21 protein-coding genes and 3 pseudogenes are annotated in these 25,533 nt (G+C 67.7%); 11 read left to right on the forward strand and 13 right to left on the reverse strand.

All coding sequences use genetic code 11. From position 1 onward, the window contains the following. Positions 1 to 1,710 carry a thiamine pyrophosphate-requiring protein gene (locus ACE2AC_RS07880; RefSeq protein WP_375691552.1) on the forward strand — a complete coding sequence of 570 codons (1,710 nt, stop codon included), beginning with the start codon at positions 1 to 3 and terminating at the stop codon, positions 1,708 to 1,710. A gap of 64 nt (positions 1,711 to 1,774) precedes the next feature. On the opposite strand, the gene ACE2AC_RS07885 is transcribed toward ACE2AC_RS07880, so the two are convergent. Then, a complete protein-coding gene (locus ACE2AC_RS07885; RefSeq protein ID WP_375691553.1) occupies positions 1,775 to 3,343 on the reverse strand; it encodes a sensor histidine kinase in 1,569 nt (522 codons plus the stop codon). A 224-nt stretch (positions 3,344 to 3,567) separates the two neighbouring features. On the opposite strand from ACE2AC_RS07885, the gene ACE2AC_RS07890 reads away from it, so the two are divergent. Then, a complete protein-coding gene (locus ACE2AC_RS07890; protein ID WP_375691554.1) occupies positions 3,568 to 4,116 on the forward strand; it encodes a pseudouridine synthase in 549 nt (182 codons plus the stop codon). Positions 4,117 to 4,179: 63 nt separating this feature from the next. Next, the gene (locus ACE2AC_RS07895) at positions 4,180 to 4,818 is read left to right on the forward strand and encodes a helix-turn-helix domain-containing protein (RefSeq protein ID WP_375691555.1); all 639 of its coding nucleotides are present in this window, start codon (positions 4,180 to 4,182) and stop codon (positions 4,816 to 4,818) included. A gap of 3 nt (positions 4,819 to 4,821) precedes the next feature. Here ACE2AC_RS07895 and ACE2AC_RS07900 read toward each other — a convergent pair whose 3' ends face one another. Further along, the gene (locus tag ACE2AC_RS07900) at positions 4,822 to 6,078 is read right to left on the reverse strand and encodes an NAD(P)/FAD-dependent oxidoreductase (protein WP_375691556.1); all 1,257 of its coding nucleotides are present in this window, start codon (positions 6,076 to 6,078) and stop codon (positions 4,822 to 4,824) included. A gap of 111 nt (positions 6,079 to 6,189) precedes the next feature. Continuing rightward, positions 6,190 to 6,651, reverse strand: coding sequence for an Lrp/AsnC family transcriptional regulator (locus tag ACE2AC_RS07905; RefSeq protein WP_375691557.1), 462 nt, complete (start codon positions 6,649 to 6,651; stop codon positions 6,190 to 6,192). Positions 6,652 to 6,795: 144 nt separating this feature from the next. Between ACE2AC_RS07905 and ACE2AC_RS07910 the strand changes: the two genes are divergently transcribed. The 6 genes from ACE2AC_RS07910 to ACE2AC_RS07935 all read left to right on the forward strand — a co-directional run bounded on the left by ACE2AC_RS07910 (position 6,796) and on the right by ACE2AC_RS07935 (position 11,811). Beyond that, a complete protein-coding gene (locus ACE2AC_RS07910; RefSeq protein ID WP_375691558.1) occupies positions 6,796 to 7,800 on the forward strand; it encodes an NAD(P)-dependent oxidoreductase in 1,005 nt (334 codons plus the stop codon). Continuing rightward, positions 7,800 to 8,102 (forward strand): DUF2849 domain-containing protein, encoded by a 303-nt coding sequence (locus tag ACE2AC_RS07915; protein WP_375691559.1) that lies wholly within the window; start codon positions 7,800 to 7,802, stop codon positions 8,100 to 8,102. Before ACE2AC_RS07910 ends, ACE2AC_RS07915 begins: the two co-directional genes overlap by 1 nt. 20 nt (positions 8,103 to 8,122) lie before the next feature. Continuing rightward, complete coding sequence (locus tag ACE2AC_RS07920; protein ID WP_375691560.1) at positions 8,123 to 9,784, forward strand: nitrite/sulfite reductase; 1,662 nt, start codon at positions 8,123 to 8,125, stop codon at positions 9,782 to 9,784. Next, a complete protein-coding gene (locus ACE2AC_RS07925) occupies positions 9,777 to 10,538 on the forward strand; it encodes a phosphoadenylyl-sulfate reductase (RefSeq protein ID WP_375691561.1) in 762 nt (253 codons plus the stop codon). Before ACE2AC_RS07920 ends, ACE2AC_RS07925 begins: the two co-directional genes overlap by 8 nt. Then, positions 10,535 to 10,912: a DUF934 domain-containing protein gene (locus ACE2AC_RS07930; RefSeq protein ID WP_375691562.1), complete on the forward strand. Its 378-nt coding sequence runs from the start codon at positions 10,535 to 10,537 to the stop codon at positions 10,910 to 10,912. Before ACE2AC_RS07925 ends, ACE2AC_RS07930 begins: the two co-directional genes overlap by 4 nt. 65 nt (positions 10,913 to 10,977) lie before the next feature. Then, a complete protein-coding gene (locus tag ACE2AC_RS07935; RefSeq protein ID WP_375691563.1) occupies positions 10,978 to 11,811 on the forward strand; it encodes a ferredoxin--NADP reductase in 834 nt (277 codons plus the stop codon). A gap of 276 nt (positions 11,812 to 12,087) precedes the next feature. On the opposite strand, the gene ACE2AC_RS07940 is transcribed toward ACE2AC_RS07935, so the two are convergent. The 6 genes and pseudogenes from ACE2AC_RS07940 to ACE2AC_RS07965 all read right to left on the reverse strand — a co-directional run bounded on the left by ACE2AC_RS07940 (position 12,088) and on the right by ACE2AC_RS07965 (position 18,038). Beyond that, positions 12,088 to 12,528: a F0F1 ATP synthase subunit epsilon gene (locus ACE2AC_RS07940; protein WP_375691564.1), complete on the reverse strand. Its 441-nt coding sequence runs from the start codon at positions 12,526 to 12,528 to the stop codon at positions 12,088 to 12,090. A gap of 10 nt (positions 12,529 to 12,538) precedes the next feature. Next, a pseudogene (atpD, locus tag ACE2AC_RS07945) lies at positions 12,539 to 13,964 on the reverse strand (F0F1 ATP synthase subunit beta). A 19-nt stretch (positions 13,965 to 13,983) separates the two neighbouring features. Next, positions 13,984 to 14,858: pseudogene (locus ACE2AC_RS07950) on the reverse strand (F0F1 ATP synthase subunit gamma). 11 nt (positions 14,859 to 14,869) lie between these two features. Next, a complete protein-coding gene (gene atpA, locus ACE2AC_RS07955) occupies positions 14,870 to 16,408 on the reverse strand; it encodes a F0F1 ATP synthase subunit alpha (RefSeq protein WP_375691565.1) in 1,539 nt (512 codons plus the stop codon). A 1-nt stretch (position 16,409) separates the two neighbouring features. Further along, the gene (locus ACE2AC_RS07960) at positions 16,410 to 16,970 is read right to left on the reverse strand and encodes a F0F1 ATP synthase subunit delta (RefSeq protein ID WP_375691566.1); all 561 of its coding nucleotides are present in this window, start codon (positions 16,968 to 16,970) and stop codon (positions 16,410 to 16,412) included. A 300-nt stretch (positions 16,971 to 17,270) separates the two neighbouring features. After that, a complete protein-coding gene (locus ACE2AC_RS07965) occupies positions 17,271 to 18,038 on the reverse strand; it encodes a class I SAM-dependent methyltransferase (RefSeq protein ID WP_375691567.1) in 768 nt (255 codons plus the stop codon). Between the two features lie 60 nt (positions 18,039 to 18,098). Between ACE2AC_RS07965 and gloB the strand changes: the two genes are divergently transcribed. Further along, positions 18,099 to 18,866, forward strand: coding sequence for a hydroxyacylglutathione hydrolase (gene gloB / locus ACE2AC_RS07970; RefSeq protein ID WP_375691568.1), 768 nt, complete (start codon positions 18,099 to 18,101; stop codon positions 18,864 to 18,866). A gap of 196 nt (positions 18,867 to 19,062) precedes the next feature. Further along, positions 19,063 to 21,394 (forward strand): annotated as a pseudogene (gene clpA / locus ACE2AC_RS07975) (ATP-dependent Clp protease ATP-binding subunit ClpA). A gap of 90 nt (positions 21,395 to 21,484) precedes the next feature. On the opposite strand, the gene ACE2AC_RS07980 reads toward clpA, so the two are convergent. The 4 genes from ACE2AC_RS07980 to groES form a co-directional block, all read right to left on the reverse strand. Further along, positions 21,485 to 22,624: an alpha-D-ribose 1-methylphosphonate 5-triphosphate diphosphatase gene (locus ACE2AC_RS07980; RefSeq protein ID WP_375691569.1), complete on the reverse strand. Its 1,140-nt coding sequence runs from the start codon at positions 22,622 to 22,624 to the stop codon at positions 21,485 to 21,487. 42 nt (positions 22,625 to 22,666) lie between these two features. After that, on the reverse strand, positions 22,667 to 23,149 hold the full coding sequence (locus ACE2AC_RS07985) for a GNAT family N-acetyltransferase (RefSeq protein ID WP_375691570.1): 483 nt from the start codon (positions 23,147 to 23,149) through the stop codon (positions 22,667 to 22,669). Between the two features lie 265 nt (positions 23,150 to 23,414). Then, a complete protein-coding gene (groL, locus tag ACE2AC_RS07990; RefSeq protein ID WP_375691571.1) occupies positions 23,415 to 25,055 on the reverse strand; it encodes a chaperonin GroEL in 1,641 nt (546 codons plus the stop codon). Positions 25,056 to 25,105: 50 nt separating this feature from the next. Then, positions 25,106 to 25,399 carry a co-chaperone GroES gene (gene groES, locus ACE2AC_RS07995; RefSeq protein ID WP_375691572.1) on the reverse strand — a complete coding sequence of 98 codons (294 nt, stop codon included), beginning with the start codon at positions 25,397 to 25,399 and terminating at the stop codon, positions 25,106 to 25,108. Positions 25,400 to 25,533: the final 134 nt, after the last annotated feature.

Consider the following 25,533-nt stretch of genomic DNA (forward strand, 5'->3'; position numbering starts at 1 on the left):
ATGAAAGACAGCACCAATGTCACCGCCGGCGGCGCGATCTTTCCGCGTCTGAAGGCACTTGGCGTCGATTACGTCTTCGCCAACTCCGGCACCGACTTCCCCCCGATCATCGAGGGGCTGGCCCAGGCCGCGGCCGCCGGCATCGATCTGCCTGAGGCGCTGGTCATGCCCCATGAACACGCGGCCATGGGCATGGCGCACGGCTATTACCTGATGGCCGGGCGTGCGCAGGCGGTGATGCTGCACACCAACGTCGGGCTGGCGAACGGCGCGATCGGCGCGATCAACGCGGCCTGTGAACACGTGCCCATGATCCTGATGTCGGGCCGCACCCCGGTGACCGAGGCCGACCGCTTCGGGGCCCGCACCGTCCCCATCGGCTGGGGCCAGGAGATGCGCGACCAGGCCGCCCTCGTCCGCGAGGCGTCGAAATGGGAATACGAGCTGAAGTTTCCCGAACAGGTGCCCGGCCTCCTGGACCGTGCCCATGCCATCGCCGAATCCACGCCGAAGGGCCCGGTCTACCTGTCGATCCCGCGCGAGGTGCTGTGCGAGGAGATCCCGGCCGCGGGCCTCGAGAACCCGCCGACCATCCGCCCCTCGCGCGCCGCCCCCGACCCCGAGGCCATCGCGACCCTCGCCGGGTGGTTCGCCGAGGCCGAGGCGCCGCTCGTCATCGCGCAGCGCGGCGCGGGCGATGCCGAGAGCTTTGCCGGCTTCTCGGCCTGGGCCGAGGACTGGGGCATCGCGGTCTGCTCGTGGTGGGCCACCCACCTCGCCATTCCGACCGATCACCCCTGCCACGTCGGCGCCGATCCCGGCCCGTGGCTCGCCAAGGCCGACGCGGTGCTGATTCTCGACTGCCTCGCCCCCTGGATGCCCGACGCACACCACCCCGCGCCCGGTGCCAGGATCGCCAACATGGGCCCCGACCCGATCTTCTCGCGCTTCCCGGTGCGCAACTTCCGCTCGGACCTCTCGATCACCGGCGAGAATGCCCGGACCATCCCCGCCCTCATCGCCGCGATGGCGGAGCTGCCGCGCGACGAGGGCAGGATCGCCGCCCGACGCGACGCGCTCGCCACCGCCAGCGCCGCCAGCCGCGCCAGGCTGGCCGAGGCCGCGCAGCCGCGCGGGGAACACCTGACCAAGGCCATGGTGAGCCGCGTCCTGGGCGAGGCGCTGGATGCGCAGGAGGCCGAAAGCTCAGTCTTCTCGGAACTCGGCACGATGCTCGGCACCCTGCCCCGCCGTGCGCCGAAATCGTGGTTCCAGGAACCGCATTCCGGCGGGCTCGGCTGGTCCTTCCCCTGCGCGCTCGGCGCGCAGCTCGCGGACCGCGACCGGCTCTGCGTGGCGACCATGGGCGACGGCAGCTACATGTTTGCCAACCCCGTCGCCTGCCACCAGATCGCCGAGGCGTTGGAACTGCCGGTGCTGATCGTGATCCTGAACAACGGCGAATGGGGGGCGGTCCGCCACTCGGTCACCGGGCTCTACCCGGACGGGGCGGCGGCCAAGGCCAACCGGATGCCGCTGACCGGCCTCACGCCTTCGCCGGACTTCTGCAAGGTGGCCGAGGCCGGGCGCGCCTTTGCCCGCGAGGTCCGCGCGCCCGACGACCTGCGCCCGGCGCTGGACGAGGCCCTGCGCGTGGTGCGCGAGGAAAAGCGCTGCGCCCTGCTAAACGTGATCGTCGCGCCGGATTGAGGAAACGGTCCCGCCGGACCACGCCGCTCAGGGCGGGGTGCCACCCCGCCGCGATGCCCCGCACCTAACGCGCGGCAAACCCCTCGGGCTCACCCGCCGCGGCCGGGTCGTAGGCGCGGAAGGTGATCCGGCAGACCATCCCCTCGGGCCGCAGGTCGCGGTCGAGCGTGCCGCCAAGCTGCCCCTCGATCACCAGCGGCAGCAGCGTCGAGCCGAAGCCGCCCCCGCCCTCGGGCGCCGCGTCCTCGTCCGGGCCGTCCGACCGCTCGTGCCAGTCGATCACGACCATGCCGTCGTCCATGTGCGCCCAGTCGACCCGCAGCGTCCCGCTCCGCGCCGACAGCGCGCCGTGCTTGGCGGCGTTGGTCACCAGCTCGTGCAGGATCATCGCAACCGCCTGCGCCCGTTCTGAATTCAGAGGGACCCGCGGTCCCGACAGGTGGATGCGCTCGGCTTCGGCCGCGCCGTAGGGCTCCAGCTCCTGCTCCAGGAGCTCGCCGAGGGTCACGTCGCTCCAGCGCTTGCGCGACAGCAGCGAATGGGTCCGCGACAGCGCGAGGATCCGGTCGGACGCCTTGTCGCGCAGGCTCTCTGCATCCTCGGCCCGTGTCAGCCGCAGGATCGAGCGGACCACCGACAGCAGGTTCCGCGCCCGGTGGTCGATCTCGCGCGACATGACCTTTTCGCGGTTCAGCGCGCGTTGGCGTTCGGCCCAGGTCTGCATCCGGGTCAGCACGTCCTCGGCCGTGGCGGCATGGATGTCACTCCAGCGCTGAGGCTGCTCGGAATGGATCACCAGCAGCGCCTCGACCAGCTTGCCCCGTTTCCAGGGAAACACCATCGCTGCCTGCGCCCCGCACAGCACGTCACCCGGCGCGCCGTCGCCTGCCTCGACCCGGACCACGTGGCCGTCCATCAGCCGCGCCCCGTCCGTGCCGAAGGACGCGAGGTCCACCGCCTCGTCGATCGGGACGCCCTCGTCACCGACCCACTGTGCCTCGGCCACGAAACGGCCGGCGGCATCGCCATCGTCCCGCGCCATCAGGGCAACCCGGCTGGCCCCCAGCCATTCGCCCAGCTCGCGCAGGGCAATCTGGAGGATCTGCCCCTCGTCCGTCGCCTGCCGGAACGCATCGCTCAGCCGCAGGAGCAGCTCGGCCCGACGCCGTTCCAGGACATGGGCCGTGGTTTCGTTGCCCGAGTTGAAGATCCCCGCGATCGCCCCGTCCTCGCCCCGGATCGGGGTGAAGCTGTAGTTCCAGTAGGTTTCTTCCTCGAAGCCGAAACGCCGCATCGGCAGCATCTGGTCCTCGACGTAGAGCCCCGCTCCGGTCTGCAGGATCTCGTCGAACTGCGGCGCGATCACGTGCCAGATGTCGGCCCAGACCTCGCGCGCGGGTGCGCCGAGCGCGGCGGGATGGCGCGGCCCCGGGATCGGCGACCAGGCGTCGTTGTAGAGCAGCCGCAGCTCCGGCCCCCAGTAGATCGCCGTCGGAAAGGCCGAGTTCAGGCAAATCCCGAGCGCCGAGCGCAGCGATTGCGGCCACGATTCGGGCGGCCCGAAGGGATGATCGCTCCAGTCATGCTCACGGGTGAGCCGGGCCATCTCGCCGTCTCCGGCAAGAAAGCTCATGGGATCGGGCTGTCGGATGTGACGGTCCAGCGCGGGCTCTTTCCTGGGTTGCGAAAGCAACGTGGGTAGTTGCCGAATTGTATCTGCAGCGGAGAGTATTTCGACAATCAATTTAACACGCAAGCGGCCTGACGTGCGGGCGACCAAACGTCAACGTGAACGCCGGCCCACGCACGGGGCAGCCGGCCACTTCCGCCCGCCCGCCCGGCGCGCTAAGCAGGCACATGGCCCGCACGATCCTGTTCAACAAGCCCTTCGGGGTGCTGTCGCAATTCACCGACCGGGGCAATGCCGACAGCCCCCGGGCGACGCTGTCCGACCACATCGACCTGCCGGGTGTCTACGCCGCGGGCCGCCTCGACCGCGACAGCGAGGGGCTGATGATCCTGACCGACGACGGCCGCCTGCAGGCCCGCATCGCGGACCCGAAGCACAAGATGCCGAAAACCTACTGGGTGCAGGTCGAAGGGCTGCCCGACGACGCCGCGATCGAGGCGCTGCGCAAGGGCATGCGCCTCAAGGACGGGATGACCAAGCCCGCCGGCGTCCGCCGGATGGACCACCCCCCGGCGCTCTGGGACCGCGACCCGCCGGTGCGGTTCCGCAAATCGGTGCCGGACAGCTGGCTCGAGATCACCATCACGGAGGGCCGCAACCGGCAGGTCCGCCGGATGACCGCCCATGTCGGCCACCCGACCCTCAGGCTGATCCGCGAACGCATCGGCCACTGGCACCTCGGCGGGCTGCGCCCCGGCGAATGGCGCGACGCCTGAGCACCGCTCGACAGCGCCGCCCCGATCGGTCAGACTCGGGCCCGAGAGGATGACCGCCACCGCATGACCAAGCAGAAGCCCAGCCCCCTGTCGCAGGATCCGCACCGCGTCCGCGAGCGGCGCGAGAAGTCGCTCGAGGCCGCCATCGGCCGCGAGGTCCGTGCGCAGCGCAAGCGGCAGCGGATGACGGTCGCCGACCTCGCCACCCAGACCGGGCTGTCGGTGGGGATGCTGTCCAAGATCGAGAACGGCGTCACCTCGCCTTCGCTCACCACGCTGCAGACGCTGGCCCATGCCCTCTCGGTGCCGGTCACGGCGCTCTTCACCGGTTTCGAGGAAGAGCGCGGCGTGATGCACGTGAAGGCCGGCAAGGCGGTCGAGATCGAGCGGCAGGGCACCCGCGCCGGGCACCAGTACAACCTTCTGGGCCACATTGGCGCCAATGCCTCGGGCGTGGTCGTCGAGCCCTACCTGATCGTCCTGTCGGAAAGCTCGGACGTCTTCCCGACCTTCCAGCACGAGGGGATCGAACTGATCTACATGCTCGAGGGCCTGATGACCTACCGCCACGGCGACCGGCTCTTCGACATGGCGCCGGGCGACTCGCTCTTCTTCGACGCCGACGCCCCGCACGGGCCCGAGGTGCTGGACCAGCTGCCGATCCGCTATCTCTCGGTCATCTCCTATCCGCAGAGCACCTGAGGCTCAGGCATAGCGCCGGTCGGGCCGGAAGGCGGCGACATCGAGGTTCGGCTGCCGCCCCTCGGCCATGTCCGCCACGATCCGCCCGGTGATCCCGCCCAAGGTCAGCCCGAGGTGCTGATGCCCGAAGGCATGCAGGATGCGCCGCGATCCCGGCGCGGGGCCGATGGCCGGGCGCGAATCCGGCAATGTCGGGCGAAAGCCCAGCCAGTGGCTGGTCGGCTCCGGCAGCGGCCCAAAGAGCGCCTCGCCCCGCCGCCGGATGTAGTCGAGCCGGGCGGAGTTCACCGGCGCGTCCAGCGCCGCGATCTCAACCGTGCCTGCCAGCCGCAGCCCCATGGCCATCGGCACGGAATAGAACCCCGCCTCGTTCCACCCCACAGGCCGGCTGATCCGCCCCTCCTCTCCGGCGAAGAGCAGGTGATACCCGCGTTCCACACCCAGTGGCAGCCCCTCGGCCCCGCCACCCGCGATCCGGCGCGAAAACGCCCCTGCCGCGACCACGGCGCGGCCCGCGGTGACGGCATCCGCACCCACCGTGACCTCGACCAGGTCATCCGCCTCGCGCATCCGCGCGACCGGGGCCTGCCGCCACTGGCCGCCAAGCGCCAAGAACCGCGCGTGCAGGCGCTGCACCAGCGCCTCGGGGTCCCACACCTGCCGCGCACCGGTGAAATGCACCGCCCGTTCGATCGGGATCGCCAGGTTCGGCTCCAGCGCCCGCGCCTCCGCCGCCGTGAGTTCCTCGAAGGCGACCCCCAGCTCCCGCTGCCGCGCCAGGTCGTCCGTCGCGCCCGCCGCCCCGTCCTTGGTCGACCAGACCGTCAACTGCCCGCGCGCCAGGACAAGGTCCTCCGCCCCCGCCTCGGCGATCAGCGGGTTCAGCCCCGCATCCGCATGCGACAGCAGCATCGCGAGGTCCCGCGCGATCCGGCCCGAGGGCCCTGCCCGGCAATTGGCCAGGAACGACAGCATCCAGCGGAGGTTGCGCAAGGCGTGGCCATAGCGGATCGCCAACGGGCTGTCCGATCCGAACATCAGCCGCGGCAGGCCGGTCAGGATCGACGGGTCCTGCACCGGCAGGCAGCCATAGGTCGCGATCGTGCAGGCATTGCCCGAAGACGTCCCCGACCCCGGCGGGTTCGGATCGGCCAGCAGAACCGACAGCCCGCGCATCCGCGCCCAGAGCGCCGTCGACACGCCGACGATCCCCGCCCCTGCCACAACAAGATCGAAATCCGCCACCGCGCCCCGCATCATCTTGCCCCGTGGGCCCTGCCCGTTCCGGGCTGAAACCCTCCACCGGGCGGTTTCCTTTCCGCCCATCACAGTCTCGCCAGAGGCATCGGTCGCCCCGCGGCCGGCCAAACCTCAGATCGGCAGCGCCGTCGTCGACTTGATCTCCTCCATCGACAGGAGCGCGGTGACATTGTGCACCTTAACCTCGGAAATCATCGCCTGGTAGAAGGCGTCGTAGGCCCGCGCGTTCCTGACCCGGACCTTCAGGATATAGTCGATCTCGCCCGCCAGGCGGTGCGCCTCCTGCACCTCGGGGCGTTTCCTGAGCACGTCGAGGAACAGCTTCTGCCACTCCCCGTCATGCTCGGAGGTGCGGATCAGGACAAAGAAACAGGCCTCGAACCCAAGCGCCTCGGCGTCGAGGATGACGGTCTGCGGACCGATCACACCGGCATCCCGCAACTTGCGGATCCGGTTCCACACCGGGGTCTTCGAAGACCCCACCTTCCGGGCGATTTCGTCCAGCGACTGGCCCGCGTCCTGCTGCAGTTGCGAAAGGATTTTCCGGTCTGTGTCGTCAAGGCGGACGGACATTTCGCTTGGCTCCCGATCCCCGGAACACTGGCCCACTTCGCCACCCGCTCGCGAACCGTGTTCTTATTTCCCCGCCCCACTGGCGTCAAACCGGGAATATTTCCTAGATTGAGGGGCAAGTCAAACCCAACCGAGGGACTCCCCATGCGGCACTTCCCGATCTTCGTGAACATGGACAAGGCACGCATCCTGCTGTCCGGCGGCAGCGATGCCGCACTGGCAAAGCTGCGCCTGCTGATGAAGACGTCCGCCCGCATCGAGGTCTATGCCGAAACGCCCGCGTCCGAGATCGCCGGATGGGACCGCGACGGCGCCCTCGTGTTGATCCGCCGCCCGCTGGCGCAGGACGATCTGGCGGGGGCCCGGCTGGTCTATGCCGCCGACGAGGATCCGGTCCGCGACGCGGAGATCGCCGAGATGGGTGCAAAGGCGGGTGTGCTGGTCAACATCGTGGACAACCTCGATGACAGTGACTTTATCACTCCTGCGATGGTGGACCGCGATCCGGTCTGCATTGCCATCGGAACAGAAGGCGCGGCGCCGATGCTCGCGCGGTCGATCAAGGCGGATCTCGAGGCCAAGCTCCCGGCCTCGCTGGGTCTGCTGACCCGGGCCGCGCAGGGCTTCCGAAAGGCGGTCGAGGCGCTCCCCCACGGCCGGCCCCGCCGCGCCTTCTGGACCGAGTACTTCGACCAGGCGGGCCCCGAGGCCTACGATGCCGGCGGCGAGGTGGCACTCGACCCCGCGCTGACCCTGTTGCTTGACCGGCACCTCAAGGCCGCGACGCCCGAAGGCCGGATCACCCTGACCTGGACCGGATCGGACGATCCCGACCTGCTGACGCTCAAGGCGCGCAAGGCGCTCGACACCGCCGATGTGGTCGTCCACGACGCGGGCGTCGCGCCGGCTGTGCTGGAACTGGCCCGGCGCGAGGCGCGCTTCGTCGCGCTCGAACGGCCGACCGACGTGCCGCCGATGCCCCGCCTGCTGACCGGCCATGCCGAGAAGGGGGCGCATGTCCTCTACATCGCCGCCGCGCCCCTGCCCGCCTCGCTGGCCGAGGGCTGTCGTGCCGCCACCCTTCCGGTCACCGAGATTCCCGGCCTCCCCGGCCCCGTCCCCGAACACGCCCTGAAGGAAACCGCCTGATGCCCCGTGCCTTCACCCCCAAAGTCGTCACCGCCAACGCCCTCCTCGAGGGCGATGTCGTCTACCTGACCAAGGACGACCGCTGGACCCGCGAGCTGTCCGAGGCCGAGCTCCTGACCGACGAGGCCCATGCCGACCTGCGCCTGATCGAGGCCGGCCGCCGCGCGGGCGAGATCGTCGGCGCCTACCTCGCCGACATGAAGCCCGGCCCGAACGGCCCGGAACCCACGCACTTCCGCGAGGATTTCCGCCGCACCGGGCCCTCCAACTACTTCCACGGCAAGCAGGAGACCCGCGCCTAATCCGCGCGGGCTGAGCAAGCATGTACAGCTACAACGAGTTCGACCGCGACTTCCTCGCCGCCCGCAACGCGCAGTTCCGCGCCCAAGTGGAGCGCCGCATCGACGGCTCGCTCACCGAGGACGAGTTCAAGCCGCTGCGCCTGATGAACGGCCTCTACCTGCAACTGCACGCCTACATGCTGCGGGTCGCCATTCCCTACGGCACGCTGAGCGCCACCCAGATGCGCCAGCTGGCGATGATCGCCGACCGCTGGGACCGCGGCTATGGCCATTTCACCACCCGGCAGAACATCCAGTACAACTGGCCCAAGCTGCAGGATGTCCCCGACATGCTGGACGCCCTGGGCGATGTCGGGATGCACGCCATCCAGACCTCGGGCAACACCATCCGGAACGTGACGGCGGACCATTTCGCCGGCGCCGCGCGGGACGAGATCGCCGATCCCCGCCCGGTCGCGGAACTGATCCGCCAGTGGTCCACCGACCACCCGGAATTCCAGTTCCTGCCGCGCAAATTCAAGATCGCCATAACCGGCAGCCCGACCGACCGGGCCGTGACCCGCGCCCATGACATCGGCCTGCGCATGGTCGAGAAGAACGGTCAGCCCGGCTACGAGGTTCTGGTCGGCGGCGGCCTCGGCCGGACCCCGATGATCGGCAAGGTGATCCGCGACTTCCTGCCCAAGGAATACTTGCTGCCCTACCTCGAGGCGATCGTCAGCGTCTACAACGTGCTCGGCCGCCGCGACAACAAGTACAAGGCCCGGATCAAGATCACCGTGCACGAGAACGGCATCGACACGATCCGCGAGAAGGTCGAGGCGCGCTTCGCCGTGCTCAGGCCGCTGTTCTCCGGTGTCGACCAGCAGATGCTGGCCGAGATCGAGGGCCATTTCGCCCCGCCCGCCTTCCGCAACGCGCCGACCGACGCCTACGACGCCGCCTACCGCGCCGACCCGGTGTTCCGCTCCTGGTGCGACACCAACCTCTTCGCGCACAAGCAGGCGGACTACGCCATCGTCTCGATCAGCCTGAAGAAGCATGGCGCGACCCCGGGCGACGCGACCGGCGACCAGATGCGCGTGATGGCCGACATCGCCGAACGCTTCGGCCATGACGAGCTGCGCATCAGCCACGAGCAGAACGTGATCCTGCCGCATGTCCACCGCTCCGACCTGCCGGCGGTCCACGCCGCGCTCAAGGCCGCCGACCTCGCCACCGCGAACATCGGCCTGATCTCGGACATCATCGCCTGCCCCGGGATGGACTACTGCGCCCTGGCGACCGCCCGGTCGATCCCGGTCGCGCAGGAGATCGCCGAGCGGTTCGAGGACCTCAAGCTCGAACACGACATCGGCCCGCTCAAGCTCAAGATCTCGGGCTGCATCAACGCCTGCGGCCACCACCACGTCGGCCACATCGGGATCCTCGGCCTCGACCGCGCGGGGGTCGAGAACTACCAGATCACCATCGGCGGCGACGGCACCGAAACCGCCGCGCTTGGTGAGCGCATGGGCCCCGGCTTTGCCTATGACGAGGTGACCGATGCGGTCGAACGCATCGTGCAGGCCTACCTCAAGACCCGCCGCAGCCCCGAGGAGACCTTCCTCGAGACCTTCCGCCGTGTCGGCGCCGATCCGTTCAAGGACGCGCTCTATCCCAAGGAAACGGTTGATGCCTGAAGCCGCGCTGGAATTCGCGGACGAGCCGCCCGAGGAACAGGCGGCCCGGATCGCCGCGCTCAACGACCGCTACCGCCACCACGGCGCGACGGCGGTGCTGGATGGCGCGCTCAAGGACCCGCAGGCGGGACGGCTGACGCTGGTCTCCTCCTTCGGGGCCGAAAGCGTGGTGCTGCTGCACCTCGTCTCGATCATCGACAACCGGACGCCGGTGCTCTTCATCGACACGCAGATGCTGTTTCCCGAGACGCTGGTCTACCAGTCCGAGGTGGCCGAGCGGCTGGGCCTGCAGAACGTGCGCATCATCCGTGCCGCCGACGAGGCGCTGTCGCGCGAGGACCCGGACGGCACGCTGCACCAGTTCGACACCGACGCCTGCTGCGACCTGCGCAAGACCCGGCCGCTGCAGCGCGCACTGTCGGAATACGACGGCTGGATCACCGGGCGGAAACGCTTCCAGGGCTCGACCCGCTCGACCCTCGAGTTCTTCGAGGCGGACGGGCCGAACCGGATCAAGGTGAACCCGCTGGCGCACTGGGCGCCGGACGACGTCCGCGCCTACATGGAAGAGAACCGTCTGCCGAAGCACCCGCTGGTCGCCAAGGGCTATCCCTCGATCGGCTGCGCGCCCTGCACCTCGCCGGTGGCACCGGGCGAAGACCCCCGTGCCGGACGCTGGCGCGGATCCGACAAGACCGAATGCGGCATCCACATCGTCGATGGCAAGGTGGTCCGCACAGGAGTGAACGCATGAGCATTATCGTCACCGACACCGGCTTCGCCGCCGACGACTGGCCCGCAGGCGCGCCGATCCTCGACCTCGCCTCCGACGCCGACCCGGCCGAGGTCACGCTCGACCCCGCGCCGGCGATGATCCGGGTGGCCTTTCCGTCCTTCGCGGACGGGCGCGGCTTCACCATCGCGCGCCAGCTGCGCCTGCGCGGCTACACCGGCCGCCTGCGCGCCCAGGGCCACGTGATCGCGGACCAGTACGCCATGGCCCGCCGCTCGGGCTTCGACGAGGTCGAGATCAGCGAGGACCTTGCCGCCCGCCAGCCGGCCGAACAGTGGAAATTCCGGGCAGACTGGCGTGCGCACGACTATCAGTCGCGCCTGCGCGCGGGCTGACCCCTTTCCATCCCCGGACCGAGACAGTAGAGGGGGGCCTGACCGGCTCCAGAGACGACATGACGATGGTAGACACCCAAACCGACATTCCCAAGGTCCCGACCCTGCCCGACGCCCAGACCGTCACCGAGGTGACGCACTGGACCGACCGGCTGTTCTCGTTCCGCGTGACGCGCCCCGCCTCGCTGCGGTTCCGCTCGGGCGAATTCGTGATGATCGGCCTGATGGGCGACGCGGACCCCAAGACCGGCAAGCAGAAGCCGCTGCTGCGCGCCTACTCGATCGCCTCTCCCTCCTGGGACGAGGAGCTGGAGTTCTACTCGATCAAGGTGCAGGACGGCCCGCTGACGTCGAAGTTGCAGCACATCCAGCCCGGCGACCAGGTCATCCTGCGGCCCAAGCCCGTCGGCACGCTGGTCCACGACGCCCTGCTGCCCGGCAAGCGGCTGTGGTTCTTCGCCACCGGCACCGGCATCGCGCCCTTCGCCTCGCTGATCCGCGACCCGCAGACCTTTGAGGACTACGACAAGGTCATCCTGACCCACACCTGCCGCGAGCTGAAGGACCTCGAGTACGGCCGCAGCCTGGTCGAGACGGTCAAGAGCGACGAGATGCTGCGCGAGCTGATCGGCGACGGTCTCGACAAGCTGGTCTATTACCCGACCACCACCCGGGACGAGAGCCCGCGCATGGGCCGTATCACCGACCTGCTGAAGGACGGCACCGTCTTCCGCGACCTCGGCATCGACGACTTCGGCCCCGAGGCCGACCGCGCCATGGTCTGCGGCTCGATGGGCCTGAACCTCGACATCAAGGAAATCCTCGAAAGCCACGGCCTGCGCGAGGGCGCGAACTCCGACCCCAAGGAATACGTGGTCGAGAAGGCCTTCGTCGGCTGACCGACACGCACACCCCGAAACACCGGAACGGCGGCCCCCACGGGCCGCCGTTTCCCGTTCCGCCCGCGTGATCCGACCCCGCGCGCTCCGGCGCGACGCGAGACGCAGGCCACGAACCGCAGATCCACGCCAACCCGCCCCCGCTCGCGCGCGACCCCACCTTCATCTTGCCAGTAAAACTCCCGCCGGAGGCACGATGCGCACAGCGCATCGTCACCTGACATGCAAAAGGCCCCGGACAGTGCCGGGGCCTTTCTGTTTCCGCGTCCGAGGCGATCAGCCGCCCAGGTTCGTCTGGTTCGGGTCCAGACCGATATGGGTGCCAAGCGCCACCATGTCCGACAGCAGCTTGGCCGCGTCGTCCACCGGGCCGGGCTCGTTCTTGAACTCGTCCGCCTTGGCCTTCGCATCGCGCGCCTCGGCGACCCAGTCGTTGAACAGCTCCTGGTGCATCTCGTCGCGACGCACCGCGCGTTCGGCCAGCACCGTGAGCCCGTCGCCGTTGATCTCGGCAAACCCGCCAGAGACGAGGTAATCCTCCTCCCCTTTCGGGCCTTCGACCCGCAGGATGCCGGGACGCAGCGTGGTGATGACGGGCGCGTGCCCGTACATCACCGTCAGGTCACCATCGGTGCCGGGGATCTGAACCGCACTGGCTTCGCCGGAGACGAGGCTCCGTTCCGGCGACACCAGGTCGAATTTCATGTTCTCGGCCATCTAACGCCCCTTACGCAGCTTCGGCTGCCAGTTTTTCGGCCTTGGCTTTCACGTCCTCGATGCCGCCGACCATGTAGAAGGCCGCTTCGGGCAGGTGGTCGTACTCGCCGGCAACCACCGCCTTGAAGGACGAGATCGTGTCTTCCAGCGGCACCTGCACACCGTCCGAGCCGGTGAACACCTTCGCCACGTCGAACGGCTGCGAGAGGAAGCGCTGGATCTTCCGGGCGCGGGCCACGGTCAGCTTGTCCTCTTCCGACAGTTCGTCCATCCCGAGGATCGCGATGATGTCCTGCAGCGACTTGTAGCGCTGGAGGATACCCTGCACGTCACGGGCGACGTTGTAGTGCTCTTCGCCCAGGATCAGCGGATCCATCAGGCGCGAGGTCGAGTTCGAGCGGGTCCACCGCCGGGTAGATGCCCAGCTCCGAGATGGCGCGGTTGAGAACCGTCGTCGCGTCGAGGTGCGCGAAGGTCGTGGCCGGTGCCGGGTCGGTAAGGTCGTCCGCGGGAACGTAGACGGCCTGGATCGAGGTGATCGAGCCGTTCTTGGTCGAGGTGATCCGTTCCTGCATCGCGCCCATGTCGGTCGCCAGCGTCGGCTGGTAACCCACGGCGGACGGGATACGGCCCAGCAGTGCGGACATTTCCGAACCGGCCTGGGTGAAGCGGAAGATGTTGTCGACGAAGAACAGAACGTCGGTCCCGGTCGCGTCGCGGAACTGCTCGGCCATGGTCAGGCCGGTCAGCGCGATACGGGCACGGGCACCCGGCGGCTCGTTCATCTGGCCGTAGACCAGGGCGATCTTCGAATCCGGCAGGTTGTCCGGGGTCAGAACGCCCGACTCGATCATCTCGTGGTAGAGGTCGTTGCCCTCACGGGTCCGCTCGCCCACGCCGGCGAACACGGACAGGCCCGAGTGCACCTTTGCGATGTTGTTGATCAGCTCCTGGATCAGAACCGTCTTGCCCACGCCGGCACCGCCGAAGAGGCCGATCTTGCCGCCCTTCGCGTAGGGGGCCAGCAGGTCGATCACCTTGATGCCGGTGACGAGGATCTCGGCCTCGGTGGCCTGGTCGGCGAAATCCGGTGCCGCGGCGTGGATCGGACGGTACTCGTCCGCCTCGACCGGGCCCTTTTCGTCCACGGGCTCGCCCACGACGTTCAGGATGCGGCCCAGGGTCGCGGTGCCGACCGGCACGTTGATCGGGCCATCGGTGTCGACCACTTCCTGGCCGCGGACCAGACCTTCGGTCGCGTCCATGGCGATGGTGCGGACGGTGTTCTCACCAAGGTGCTGCGCCACTTCCAGAACCAGCTTCTTGCCTTGGTTGTCGGTGGTCAGCGCGTTCAGGATCTCGGGCAGGTGGTCGTCGAACTGGACGTCCACCACGGCGCCGATGACCTGGGTCACTTTGCCTTTTGCGTTTGCCATCTAATTGTCTCCGGTTCGGTCAGAGCGCTTCCGCGCCCGAAATGATTTCGATCAGCTCGTTGGTGATCACGGCCTGGCGCGAGCGGTTGTATTCGATCGTCAGCTTGTCGATCATCTCGCCCGCGTTCCGGGTGGCGTTGTCCATGGCGGACATCTGCGCCCCGTTGAACGACGCGTTGTTCTCGAGCAGGGCCGAGAAGATCTGCGTCGCCACACCACGCGGCAGGAGGTCGGCGAGGATTTCCTCTTCCCCGGCTCGTAGTCGTAATCGACCGCCGGGCCCGCCTCTTCGGCCACTTCGAACGTCGCAGGGATGACCTGCTGCGCCGTCGGGATCTGGCTGATCACCGACTGGAAGCGGCTGTAGAAGATCGTCGCGACGTCGAACTCGCCCGCGTCGAAACGGTCGAGCAGCTCCTTCGCGATCGCCTGCGCGTTCGAATAGCCGATCTGCTTCACCTGGCTCAGGTCGACATGGCCGATCAGGCTGTCGGCCCAATCGCGCTTCAGCTGTTCCCGGCCCTTCTTGCCGACGGTCAGGATCTTGACCGTCTTGCCGGCGGCGCGCAGCTCGGCTGCGCGCGTCCGGGCAAGCTTCACGATCGACGAGTTGAAACCGCCGCAGAGGCCGCGCTCGCCGGTCATGACGACCAGCAGCTGCACGTCATCCTTGCCCGTGCCGCTCAGCAGCTTGGGCGCGGTGTCCGAACCGCCGACCGAAGCCGCCAGCTGCGCCATCACCGCGTTGAAGCGTTCGGCATAGGGCCGCGACGCCTCGGCCGCTTCCTGTGCCCGCCGCAGTTTCGCGGCGGCCACCATCTGCATGGCCTTGGTGATCTTGCGGGTCGACTTGACCGACGCGATCCGGTTTTTCAGGTCCTTGAGGTTGGGCATGTCTCCCCCTCTTACGCGAAGTCGGCTGCGAATTCGTCGATGGCCGCCTTCAGCTTGTCCGCCGCATCGCCCTTGATCTTGGGATCGTCGTTGGTGATCCACTCAAGCACGTCTGCCTTGGAGTTGTGCATGAAGCTCAGCAGCTCTTTCTCGAAGCGTGCCACGTCCGAGAGCGGCAGCTTGTCGAGGTAGCCGTTGGTGCCGGCAAAGATCGTCACGACGATCTCGGCGTTGGTCAGCGGCGAATACTGCGGTTGCTTCATCAGCTCGGTCAGGCGCGCACCGCGGGCCAGCAGACGCTGGGTCGAGGCGTCGAGGTCGGAACCGAACTGGGCGAATGCCGCCATCTCGCGGTACTGGGCGAGCGACAGTTTCACCGGACCGGCGACCGAGGACATGGCCGAGGTCTGGGCCGACGAACCGACGCGCGACACCGACAGACCGGTGTTCACCGCCGGGCGGATGCCCTGGTAGAACAGTTCGGTTTCCAGGAAGATCTGGCCGTCGGTGATCGAGATCACGTTGGTCGGAATGAACGCCGACACGTCGCCGCCCTGGGTTTCGATGATCGGCAGCGCGGTCAGCGAGCCCGAGCCGAAGTCGGCGTTCAGCTTGGCCGAACGCTCCAGCAGGCGGGAGTGGAGGTAGAACACGTCGCCCGGGTAGGCTTCACGGCCCGGCGGACGGCGGAGCAGCAGGGACATCTGGCGGTAGGCCACGGCCTGCTTGGACAGGTCATCGTAGATGATCAGGGCATGACGGCCGTTGTCGCGGAAGTGCTCGGCCATCGCGGTCGCGGTGTAGGGCGCGAGGTACTGCATCGGCGCCGGGTCGGACGCGGTGGCCGCGACGACGATGGAGTAGGCCATCGCGCCGGTTTCTTCCAGCTTCTTCACCAGCTGCGCCACGGTCGACCGCTTCTGGCCGACGGCGACGTACACGCAGTAGAGCTTCTTGCCCTCGTCGTCGCCGGCGGCGTCGTTGTAGGACTTCTGGTTCAGGATCGCGTCGAGTGCGACGGCGGTCTTGCCGGTCTGACGGTCGCCGATGATCAGCTCGCGCTGGCCGCGGCCGATCGGGATCATGGCGTCGATCGACTTGAGGCCGGTCGCCATCGGCTCGTGCACCGATTTACGCGGGATGATGCCCGGTGCCTTGACGTCTGCCAGGGCGCGGTCGGTCGTCGCGATCGGGCCCTTGCCGTCCAGCGGGTTGCCCAGGCCGTCGACAACGCGGCCCAGCATCGCGTCGCCCACCGGGACGTCCACGATAGCGTTGGTCCGCTTGACCACGTCGCCTTCCTTGATGTCGCGGTCGGAGCCGAAGATCACGACGCCGACGTTGTCGGTTTCGAGGTTCAGCGCCATGCCCCGGATGCCGCCCGGGAATTCGACCATCTCGCCGGCCTGGACCTTGTCCAGCCCGTGCACGCGGGCAATACCGTCACCGACGGAGAGCACCCGGCCGACCTCGGCCACTTCGGCCTCCTGGCCAAAGTTCTTGATCTGGTCCTTGAGGATCGCAGAGATTTCGGCTGCTTGGATACCCATCTTATCCGACCTCTTTCATTACATTCTGGAGGGAATCGAGCTTCGACCGGATCGAGGTATCGATCATCCGCGAGCCCACCTTGACGACAAGACCACCGATGAGGCTTTCATCGACGGTCGCATTGATCTTGACGTCCTTGCCGATCGAGGCGGCAAGCGTCTTGGAGAGTTTTTCCGACTGGGTCTTGGTCAGCGCCTTGGCGCTCACGACGTCGGCGGTCACCTCGCCCTTGTGCTCGGCGATCTTGGCGCGCAGCTCGCTCACCAGTTGCGGCAGGACGAAGAGACGGCGCTTGGTGGCCATCAGGCCCAGCGTGTTCTTCACGGTGCCCGAAAGCCCCATCTTGTCGGACAGCGCGGCGATCGCCTTGCCCTGGTCCTCGCGCGAGTAGATCGGCGAACCGATCAGGTCCCGGAAATCCGCGCTTTCCTTGAGAGCAGCGTCCAGCGCATCGACGTCTTGCTCGAGGGCATCGAGCCCGTTGTCACCCTTAACGATGTCGAAGACGGCAGTCGCGTAACGCGCGGCGATGCCGGAGGAGATCGAAGCTGGTTCGGACACGTCCACCCTTCCGCGTTGTGGCCCCGGGCAATCGCGCAAGCGAATGCGGCCCCCGAGGCGTTGGAGCCTTGAATTTTGTCAAAGCATCAAAATCGGCGTGGGTGTAGCAGAGGGTTTCGGGGCGGGCAACCTTCCATAAAGGCTTTTCCACACACGTCAGGGCCCTGTTTTCCTGCCTTGCGGGGCGGCGGGCGAACATGCGTCAAATTGGACCGCGTCCGTTAGCGCTCTCAGGCGCTCATGACGCCCGGTCAGGTCGATTCTGCACCGGATGGCCGGCCCGCCGTACGGCAGGGTGGTTCACGCGTCGCCAAGGCCGGTGCGCGCGGTCTCGGGCTTGGCCGCGCCCAGCCCCTCGAGCACCTTGAGACCCTTCGGCGCATGCGCCTTCACGCCGGGCCCCGACGGCAGCTGCACGCGCTTGGTCGCCTCGACCATCAGCACGCCGCCCGCCATCACCATCGAGAACCGTTCACCCAGCCTTTCCCAGCTGTTGCCGGTCTTGCGCCAGAACCGTTTCGGCGAGGGCGGCTGGAACAGCGTATGCAGGTGGCGTTCCGGCAGGAAGGCATGGCGTTTCAGCTGCGCCTCCAGCTGGCCCTGGGTATAGGGTCGCCCGTGGCCGAACGGCGTGCCCTCGGTCCGCGCCCAGAGACCGGAGCGGTTCGGCACGATGAAGAGCGCCCTGCCCCCCGGCCCCAGCACCCGGAAACACTCCTGCAGCAGGTTCGAGGGCTGTTCGCTCATCTCCAGCCCGTGCATTACCACCAGCTTGTCGACATGCCCCGTCTCGATCGGCCAGAGCACCTCTTCGCAGAGCACGCTCACGTTCGGCATCCCCGCGGGCCAGGGCATCACCCCCTGCTGCGCCGGCATCAGCCCGATCACCCGCCGCGCGTCGCCCAGGTAGGGCCTGAGCAGCGGCACCGCGAACCCGAAGCCCGCAACGGTCTGCCCCTTGGCCTCGGGCCAGAGGCTCAGCATCTTGCCGCGGATATGCTGCTGCGCCGACCGGCCGAGCATCGACCGGTAGTAGAAGTTCCGCAGATCCGTCACATCCTGATGCATTGCACCTCCGCCCCGCATGGGGTTCCATGGCAGAGCATAGCGACGTGGAGGTCTTTTGCCATGCCCCTGGAACTTGTCACCATTCCCTGCCGTAGCGACAACTACGCCTACCTCTTCCACGACGCGGCCAGCGGCGAAACCGCCCTGATCGACATCCCCGAGGCCGCGCCCATCCTGGCCGAGCTCGACCGCCGGGGATGGAAACTGACGCAGATCTGGATCACCCACCACCACCCCGACCACGTCGAGGGGCTGGCAGGTGTCCTCGCGCAACACCCAGCCCCGGTGACCGGCGGCAAGGCCGACGCGCACCGCCTGCCACCGCTCGACCGCCAGGTCGAAGAGGGCGACACGCTCGAGATCGCGGGCGAGACCGGCCATGTCATCGACGTTTCGGGCCACACCGTCGGCCACCTCGCCTTCCACTTTCCCGAAAGCCGCGTCGCCTTCACCGCCGACAGCCTGATGGCCTGGGGCTGCGGCCGCGTCTTCGAGGGCACGATGGAGCAGATGTGGCAATCGCTGCAGAAGCTGGCCGCGCTGGCGCCCGACACGATCATCGCCTCGGGCCACGAATACACCGCCGCGAACGGAAAATTCGCCATGACCATTGAACCGGACAATCCAGACTATATCTCTCGAAAGACGTCGGTCGAGGCCGCCCGGGCCGCCGGCAAAGCCACCGTTCCTTCCGTCCTCTCGGAGGAACTCCTCACCAACCCGTTCCTGCGCGCCGATACGCCAGACCTCCGCGCCGCCATCGGGATGCCCGATGCGCCCGCGTCCGAGGTGTTCGCCGAGGTTCGCCGCCGCAAGGACAACTTCTGACCCGAACCGGGCCGCGGCCACGCCGCAAGCTGCCACAAAGACGCGCGGCGCTGCATCGGTCCCGGGAAATGTGAACGTTAAACGTCAAATAATCCTTGAAGCGCGGCCGCAATCGACCAAACTTTAAGACTATGAGGCCATGGTTGGGACCGGGGCCCTCGGCTCCGCTCCGACCCAATTCAGAAGGAGCACCCAGTTGCCTTCATTCTCGACGACACTGGAACAGGCAATCCACGCCGCGCTGGCCCTCGCCAATGCGCGACGTCACGAATTCGCGACGCTGGAGCACCTGTTGCTGGCGTTGATCGATGAACCTGACGCCGCCAAGGTCATGAAGGCCTGCTCGGTCGATACCGAAGACCTGCGCAAAACCCTCGTTGAATTCATCGAGGACGACCTGTCGAACCTCGTGACGGACGTCGACGGCTCCGAAGCCGTGCCGACCGCCGCATTCCAGCGCGTGATCCAGCGCGCCGCGATCCACGTGCAAAGCTCGGGCCGGACCGAAGTGACCGGCGCCAACGTGCTGGTCGCCATCTTTGCCGAGCGTGAGTTCGAACGCCGCCTATTTCCTGCAGGAGCAGGAGATGACCCGCTACGACGCGGTCAACTTCATCGCGCACGGCGTCGCCAAGAACCCCGCCTTCGGCGAAAGCCGCCCCGTCAGCGGCGCCTCCGAGATCGAAGAGGATTCGCCCACCACCGCCCAGGCGGAACAGAACGACGGCAAGGAAAGCGCGCTCGACAAGTACTGCGTGAACCTGAACGCCAAGGCCCGCCACGGCGACGTCGATCCCCTGATCGGCCGCGCCTCCGAGGTCGAGCGCTGCATTCAGGTGCTCTGCCGCCGGCGCAAGAACAACCCGCTGCTCGTGGGCGACCCGGGCGTCGGCAAGACCGCCATCGCCGAGGGGCTGGCGCGCAAGATCGTCAACGGCGACACCCCCGAGGTGCTGTCGAAGACCACGATCTTCTCGCTCGACATGGGCGCGCTGCTGGCCGGCACCCGCTACCGCGGCGATTTCGAGGAACGGCTCAAGGCCGTGGTCTCCGAGCTTGAGGAGCATCCCGACGCGGTCCTCTTCATCGACGAAATCCACACCGTGATCGGCGCCGGGGCGACCAGCGGCGGGGCGATGGACGCCTCCAACCTGCTGAAACCCGCCCTGCAGGGCGGCAAGCTGCGCTGCATGGGCTCCACCACCTACAAGGAGTTCCGCCAGCACTTCGAGAAGGACCGCGCGCTCTCCCGCCGGTTCCAGAAGATCGACGTGAACGAGCCGACGGTCGAAGACACGGTGAAGATCCTCAAGGGCCTCAAGCCCTACTTCGAGGAACATCACAGCGTGAAATACACCGCCGACGCGATCCGCACGGCCGTCGAGCTCTCGGCGCGCTACATCAACGACCGCAAGCTGCCCGACAAGGCCATCGACGTGATCGACGAGGCCGGCGCCGCGCAGCACCTGGTTGCCGAAAGCAAGCGGCGCAAGACCATCAGCGCGAAGGAGATCGAGGCCGTCGTCGCCAAGATCGCCCGCATCCCTCCGAAATCCGTCTCCAAGGACGATGCAGAGGTGCTGAAGGATCTCGAAGGCACGCTGAAACGCGTCGTCTTCGGCCAGGACAAGGCGATCGATGCGCTCTCCTCGGCGATCAAGCTGGCCCGCGCGGGCCTGCGCGAACCCGAGAAGCCGATCGGCAACTACCTCTTCGCCGGCCCGACCGGCGTGGGCAAGACCGAGGTCGCCAAGCAGCTCGCCGACACGCTCGGCGTGGAGCTCCTGCGCTTCGACATGTCGGAATACATGGAGAAACACGCGGTCTCCCGCCTGATCGGCGCGCCTCCGGGCTACGTCGGCTTCGACCAGGGCGGCCTGCTGACGGACGGCGTCGACCAGCACCCGCATTGCGTCCTCCTGCTCGACGAGATCGAGAAGGCGCATCCGGATGTCTACAACATCCTGCTGCAGGTGATGGACCACGGCAAACTGACCGACCACAACGGCCGGACGGTGAACTTCCGCAACGTGATCCTGATCATGACCTCCAACGCGGGCGCACAGGAACAGGCCAAGTCGGCCATCGGCTTCGGCCGCGACCGGCGCGAAGGCGAGGATACCGCCGCGATCGAGCGGACCTTCACGCCCGAGTTCCGGAACCGTCTGGACGCCGTGATCTCCTTCGCGCCGCTGCCGAAAGAGGTCATCATGCAGGTGGTCGAGAAGTTCGTGCTCCAGCTCGAGGCCCAGCTGATGGACCGCGGCGTGACCATCGAACTCACGAAGCCCGCCGCCGAATGGCTGGCCGACAAGGGCTACGACGACAAGATGGGCGCGCGGCCCCTGGCCCGCGTGATCCAGGAGAACATCAAGAAACCGCTCGCGGAGGAACTGTTGTTCGGCAAGCTGACCAAGGGCGGGATCGTGAAGGTCGCCGTCAAGAACGGCGAGATCGACCTTCAGATCCAAGGCCCCGACAGCCCACGGCTGTCCGGAAACAAACCGCCGTTGCTCACGGCAGACTGACAAAGGGGCGCTTCGGCGCCCCTTTCCATGTCACCTACCCGGAACCACCGGCACCCCGTGGGGGTGGGGTTCCCCCACCCGCCACAACACCTACCCGAAAAACGCCCGCGCAACCTCGCCCGCGCAGTACCGCACCTCGCCCCCGGCGATCACCGCGCCAACGGTGCCGCTCTCCCGTTCCAGCACCACGAGGTCCGCGCGCATCCCGGCCGCCAGCGCCCCGCGGTCCGCCAGCCCCAGCACCTCCGCCGGCCCGGTCGATACCAGGTGCCACGCGGCCTCAAGCCCGATCTCCCCGGCCAGCGCCAGCGCCGCGATCCGGGGCGCCGGGTAGTGGTAGTCCGAGGCCAGCGCCCTGCACTGCCCCGCCCGCACCACATCCCCGGCGGAGATCTTGCCCGCGTGCGATCCGCCCCGCATCACGTTGGGCGCGCCCATGATCACCGGGTCGCCGGCCCCCGCCGCCGCCTCGACCGCCGCCCAGCTCTCGGGGAACTCGGAAATCGCGACGCCCCGCGCCCGCCAGCCGTCCCGCGCCGCCGCGTCCACGTCATCATGGCTCCCCAGCACCACGCCGCGCGCCGCCAGCCGCGCCGCCAGCGCGGCCACCGCCGCCGGCACCTCCGGCCCGCGCGCATGCAGCGCCTCGATCAGCGCCAGGTGCGCCTCCGGGCTGCGGCCGGATTTCAGCGCCTGGCCGGTCAGCCGCGGCACCTTTTTTCCGGCCGCCAGCGCCGCGTGCGGCAGGTGATCGTTGAAGACGACATAGGGCACGCCGAACCGGTCCACGACCTCTTCGATCCGCGCATAGTCATCGACCAGGTGCGTCTCGACCCTGAGCTGCGGCAGCAACGCGGTGGCGAACCGCGCCTGCGCGCCCTCGACCGCCTCGAGCATCGCGACCGCGAACTCAGGCCCGCGCATGCCGCCTTCCCAGCTCCAGAACTGCGCCAGCACCGCCGTGGTGATCCCGTTCGCCGCCAGCTCGGCTTCAAGCGAGACGAGACCCGTCCGCAGGTCCCGCACCGCCCCGCGGCGCGGCGCAAGGTGGCGTTCGAACCCGTCGCCGTGGATGTCCACGATCCCGGGCAGCACCGTCCAACCCGGCAGGTCGACCGCCCGGCCGGGCGCGCCTTCCACGATCATCCCGCTCGCGACGCCAAGCGGCGCGCGATCGATCCCCTCGGGGCGCAGCACCTCGGCGCCGGTGATATGCAGATCGGGCAACATGGCCCGCAGCCCTACCCAAGCCGCGCGCGGTTGGAAAGCCTCTCAGAACGACATGAAGGCGTCGGCATATTCCAGGTGGCCCGCCGTCCCCGCCGTGCCGGGCGCGATCGGGTAGACCAGCGTGTGCTCTTCGGGAAAGGGTGAGGTCAGGTTTTCCGCCGCCTTCCGGGTGAAGCCGAAGCGCCGGTAATACCGCGCGTCGCCCAGCACCGTGACCGCGTCCAGCCGCTGCCGCCGCACGTAGTCGAGCCCGTAGCGCACCAGTTCCCCGCCGACCCCGTGCTCGCGATACCCCTTCTCGACCGCCAGCGGCCCCATGCAGGCCCAGTTCCGCGGCGCGTAGTGGCGCGAGAACCCGACATAGCCGCGGATCGCGGAATGGGCGACGGCGACCAGCTCGATCACCATGTCACCCGCGTCGCGCAGATCCACCACCAGCCGCGCCTCGGCGTCGGTCGGGAAGGCTTCGAGCAGCAGCTTGGTGACCGGCACGCGGTCTTCGGGAAGGACAAATCTCAGCAGCATTCCAATTCAGTCCGGGGGCCGGCCGACCTATCCTGGCCCGGCCCGGATCACAGCCTAGCGCGCCGCGCCGGGGTTGCCCGCAATTTGCGACAGTTTTTCGGCAGCGCGCCGCGTGCGGCCCCGCCGCCCCCGTCGAATGCCCACGATTTGGGCGGGCGCGAAGGCAAGCGCCCGTCCACCCGCCCGAACGCAAAAGGGGCCCGCCGCAGCGGACCCCTTTCGATCTCAAGGGTTGGTAAGCCGGTGTCGCCGAAGCGAGACCGTCTTACATCATGCCGCCCATGCCGCCCATGTCGGGCATGCCGCCGCCAGCGCCTGCGCCTTCTTTCGAGGGTTTGTCAGCCACCATCGCTTCGGTGGTGATCAACAGGCCAGCCACCGAGGAGGCGTCTTCCAGCGCGGTGCGCACGACTTTCGCCGGGTCGATCACGCCGAACTTGAACATGTCGCCATATTCTTCGGTCTGCGCGTTGAAGCCGAACTTCAGGTCGTCGCTTTCGCGGATCTTGCCGGCCACGACGGCGCCGTCGACGCCAGCGTTCTCGGCGATCTGGCGCAGCGGGGCTTCCAGCGCGCGGCGCACGATGGCGATGCCGGCGTTCTGGTCGCTGTTCGCGCCTTCCAGGCCTTCGAGCGATTTCGCACCCTGCACGAGGGCGACGCCGCCGCCGACCACGATGCCTTCTTGCACGGCAGCGCGGGTGGCGTTCAGGGCGTCATCGACGCGGTCCTTGCGCTCTTTCACTTCGACTTCGGTCATGCCGCCGACGCGGATGACGGCCACACCGCCTGCCAGCTTGGCAACGCGTTCCTGCAGCTTCTCGCGGTCGTAGTCCGAGGTGGTTTCCTGGATCTGGGTGTTGATCTGGGCCACGCGGGCTTCGATCTCGGCCTTGTCGCCAGCGCCGTCCACGATGGTGGTCTCGTCCTTGGTGATCGAGACTTTCTTCGCGGTGCCGAGCATTTCCATGCCGACGTTTTCCAGCTTCATGCCCAGGTCTTCCGAGATCACCTGGCCGCCGGTCAGGATCGCGATGTCCTGCAGCATGGCCTTGCGGCGGTCACCGAAGCCCGGTGCTTTCACGGCGGCGATCTTCAGGCCACCGCGCAGCTTGTTCACCACGAGGGTCGCCAGGGCTTCGCCCTCGACGTCTTCGGCGATGATCAGCAGCGGTTTCTGCGACTGGATGACCGACTCGAGCAGCGGCACCATCGGCTGCAGCGACGAGAGTTTCTTCTCGTGCAGCAGGATCATGCAGTCTTCCAGCTCGGTGACCATCTTGTCGGGGTTGGTCACGAAGTAGGGCGACAGGTAGCCACGGTCGAACTGCATGCCCTCGACGACTTCGACGTCGGTTTCCATGCCCTTGTTCTCTTCGACGGTGATGACACCCTCGTTGCCGACCTTCTGCATCGCGTCCGCGATCATCTTGCCGATCGAGGCTTCGCCGTTGGCCGAGATGGTGCCGACCTGCGCGACTTCGGCGCTGTCGTTCACTTCGCGGGCCGCGGCCTTGATCTGCTCGACGACCTTGGCGGTGGCCAGGTCGATGCCGCGCTTGAGGTCCATCGGGTTCATGCCGGCAGCAACGGCCTTCATGCCCTCGGTCACGATGGCCTGGGCCAGCACGGTTGCGGTGGTGGTGCCGTCACCGGCTTCGTCGTTGGTGCGGGAAGCGACTTCCTTCACCATCTGGGCGCCCATGTTCTCGAACTTGTCTTCCAGTTCGATTTCCTTGGCGACCGAGACACCGTCCTTCGTGATGCGCGGTGCGCCGAAGGATTTGTCCAGAACCACGTTGCGGCCTTTCGGGCCGAGGGTCACCTTCACCGCGTCGGCGAGGATGTTGACACCCTTCAGCATGCGATTGCGGGCGTCGGTGTTGAACTTGACTTCCTTAGCCATGCTCTTCTCCTGAATATGTCAGAGTTGATCCGGGGTTACGCGCGCTGGCCTCAGGCCGCGGCGGTGATGCCCAGGATGTCGCTTTCCTTCATGATCAGCAGCTCTTCGCCGTCGATCGTGACTTCGGTGCCCGACCATTTGCCGAACAGGATGCGGTCGCCGGATTTCACCGACATCTCGATCAGCTCACCGCTGTCCTTGCGCGCGCCTTCGCCAACGGCGACGACTTCGCCTTCGGCGGGTTTCTCTTTTGCGCTGTCGGGGATGATCAGCCCGCCCTTGGTCTTCTCTTCGCTTTCGACGCGACGGACCAGCACGCGATCATGCAGAGGTTTGAATGCCATCTCTGAGGCTCCTTGGCTCAAAGTTTCTCCCTTGAGGCCCGGCGGCGCAAGGAAGCGCCGGGGCCATTATCACTCCCCTCGGGCGAGTGCTAACGGCGCATAGCTAGGCACGGGCTCCGAGTTTGTCAAGCAAG

The organism is Pseudooceanicola sp. LIPI14-2-Ac024 (genome assembly GCF_042188925.1).
Taxonomy (GTDB): domain Bacteria; phylum Pseudomonadota; class Alphaproteobacteria; order Rhodobacterales; family Rhodobacteraceae; genus Pseudooceanicola.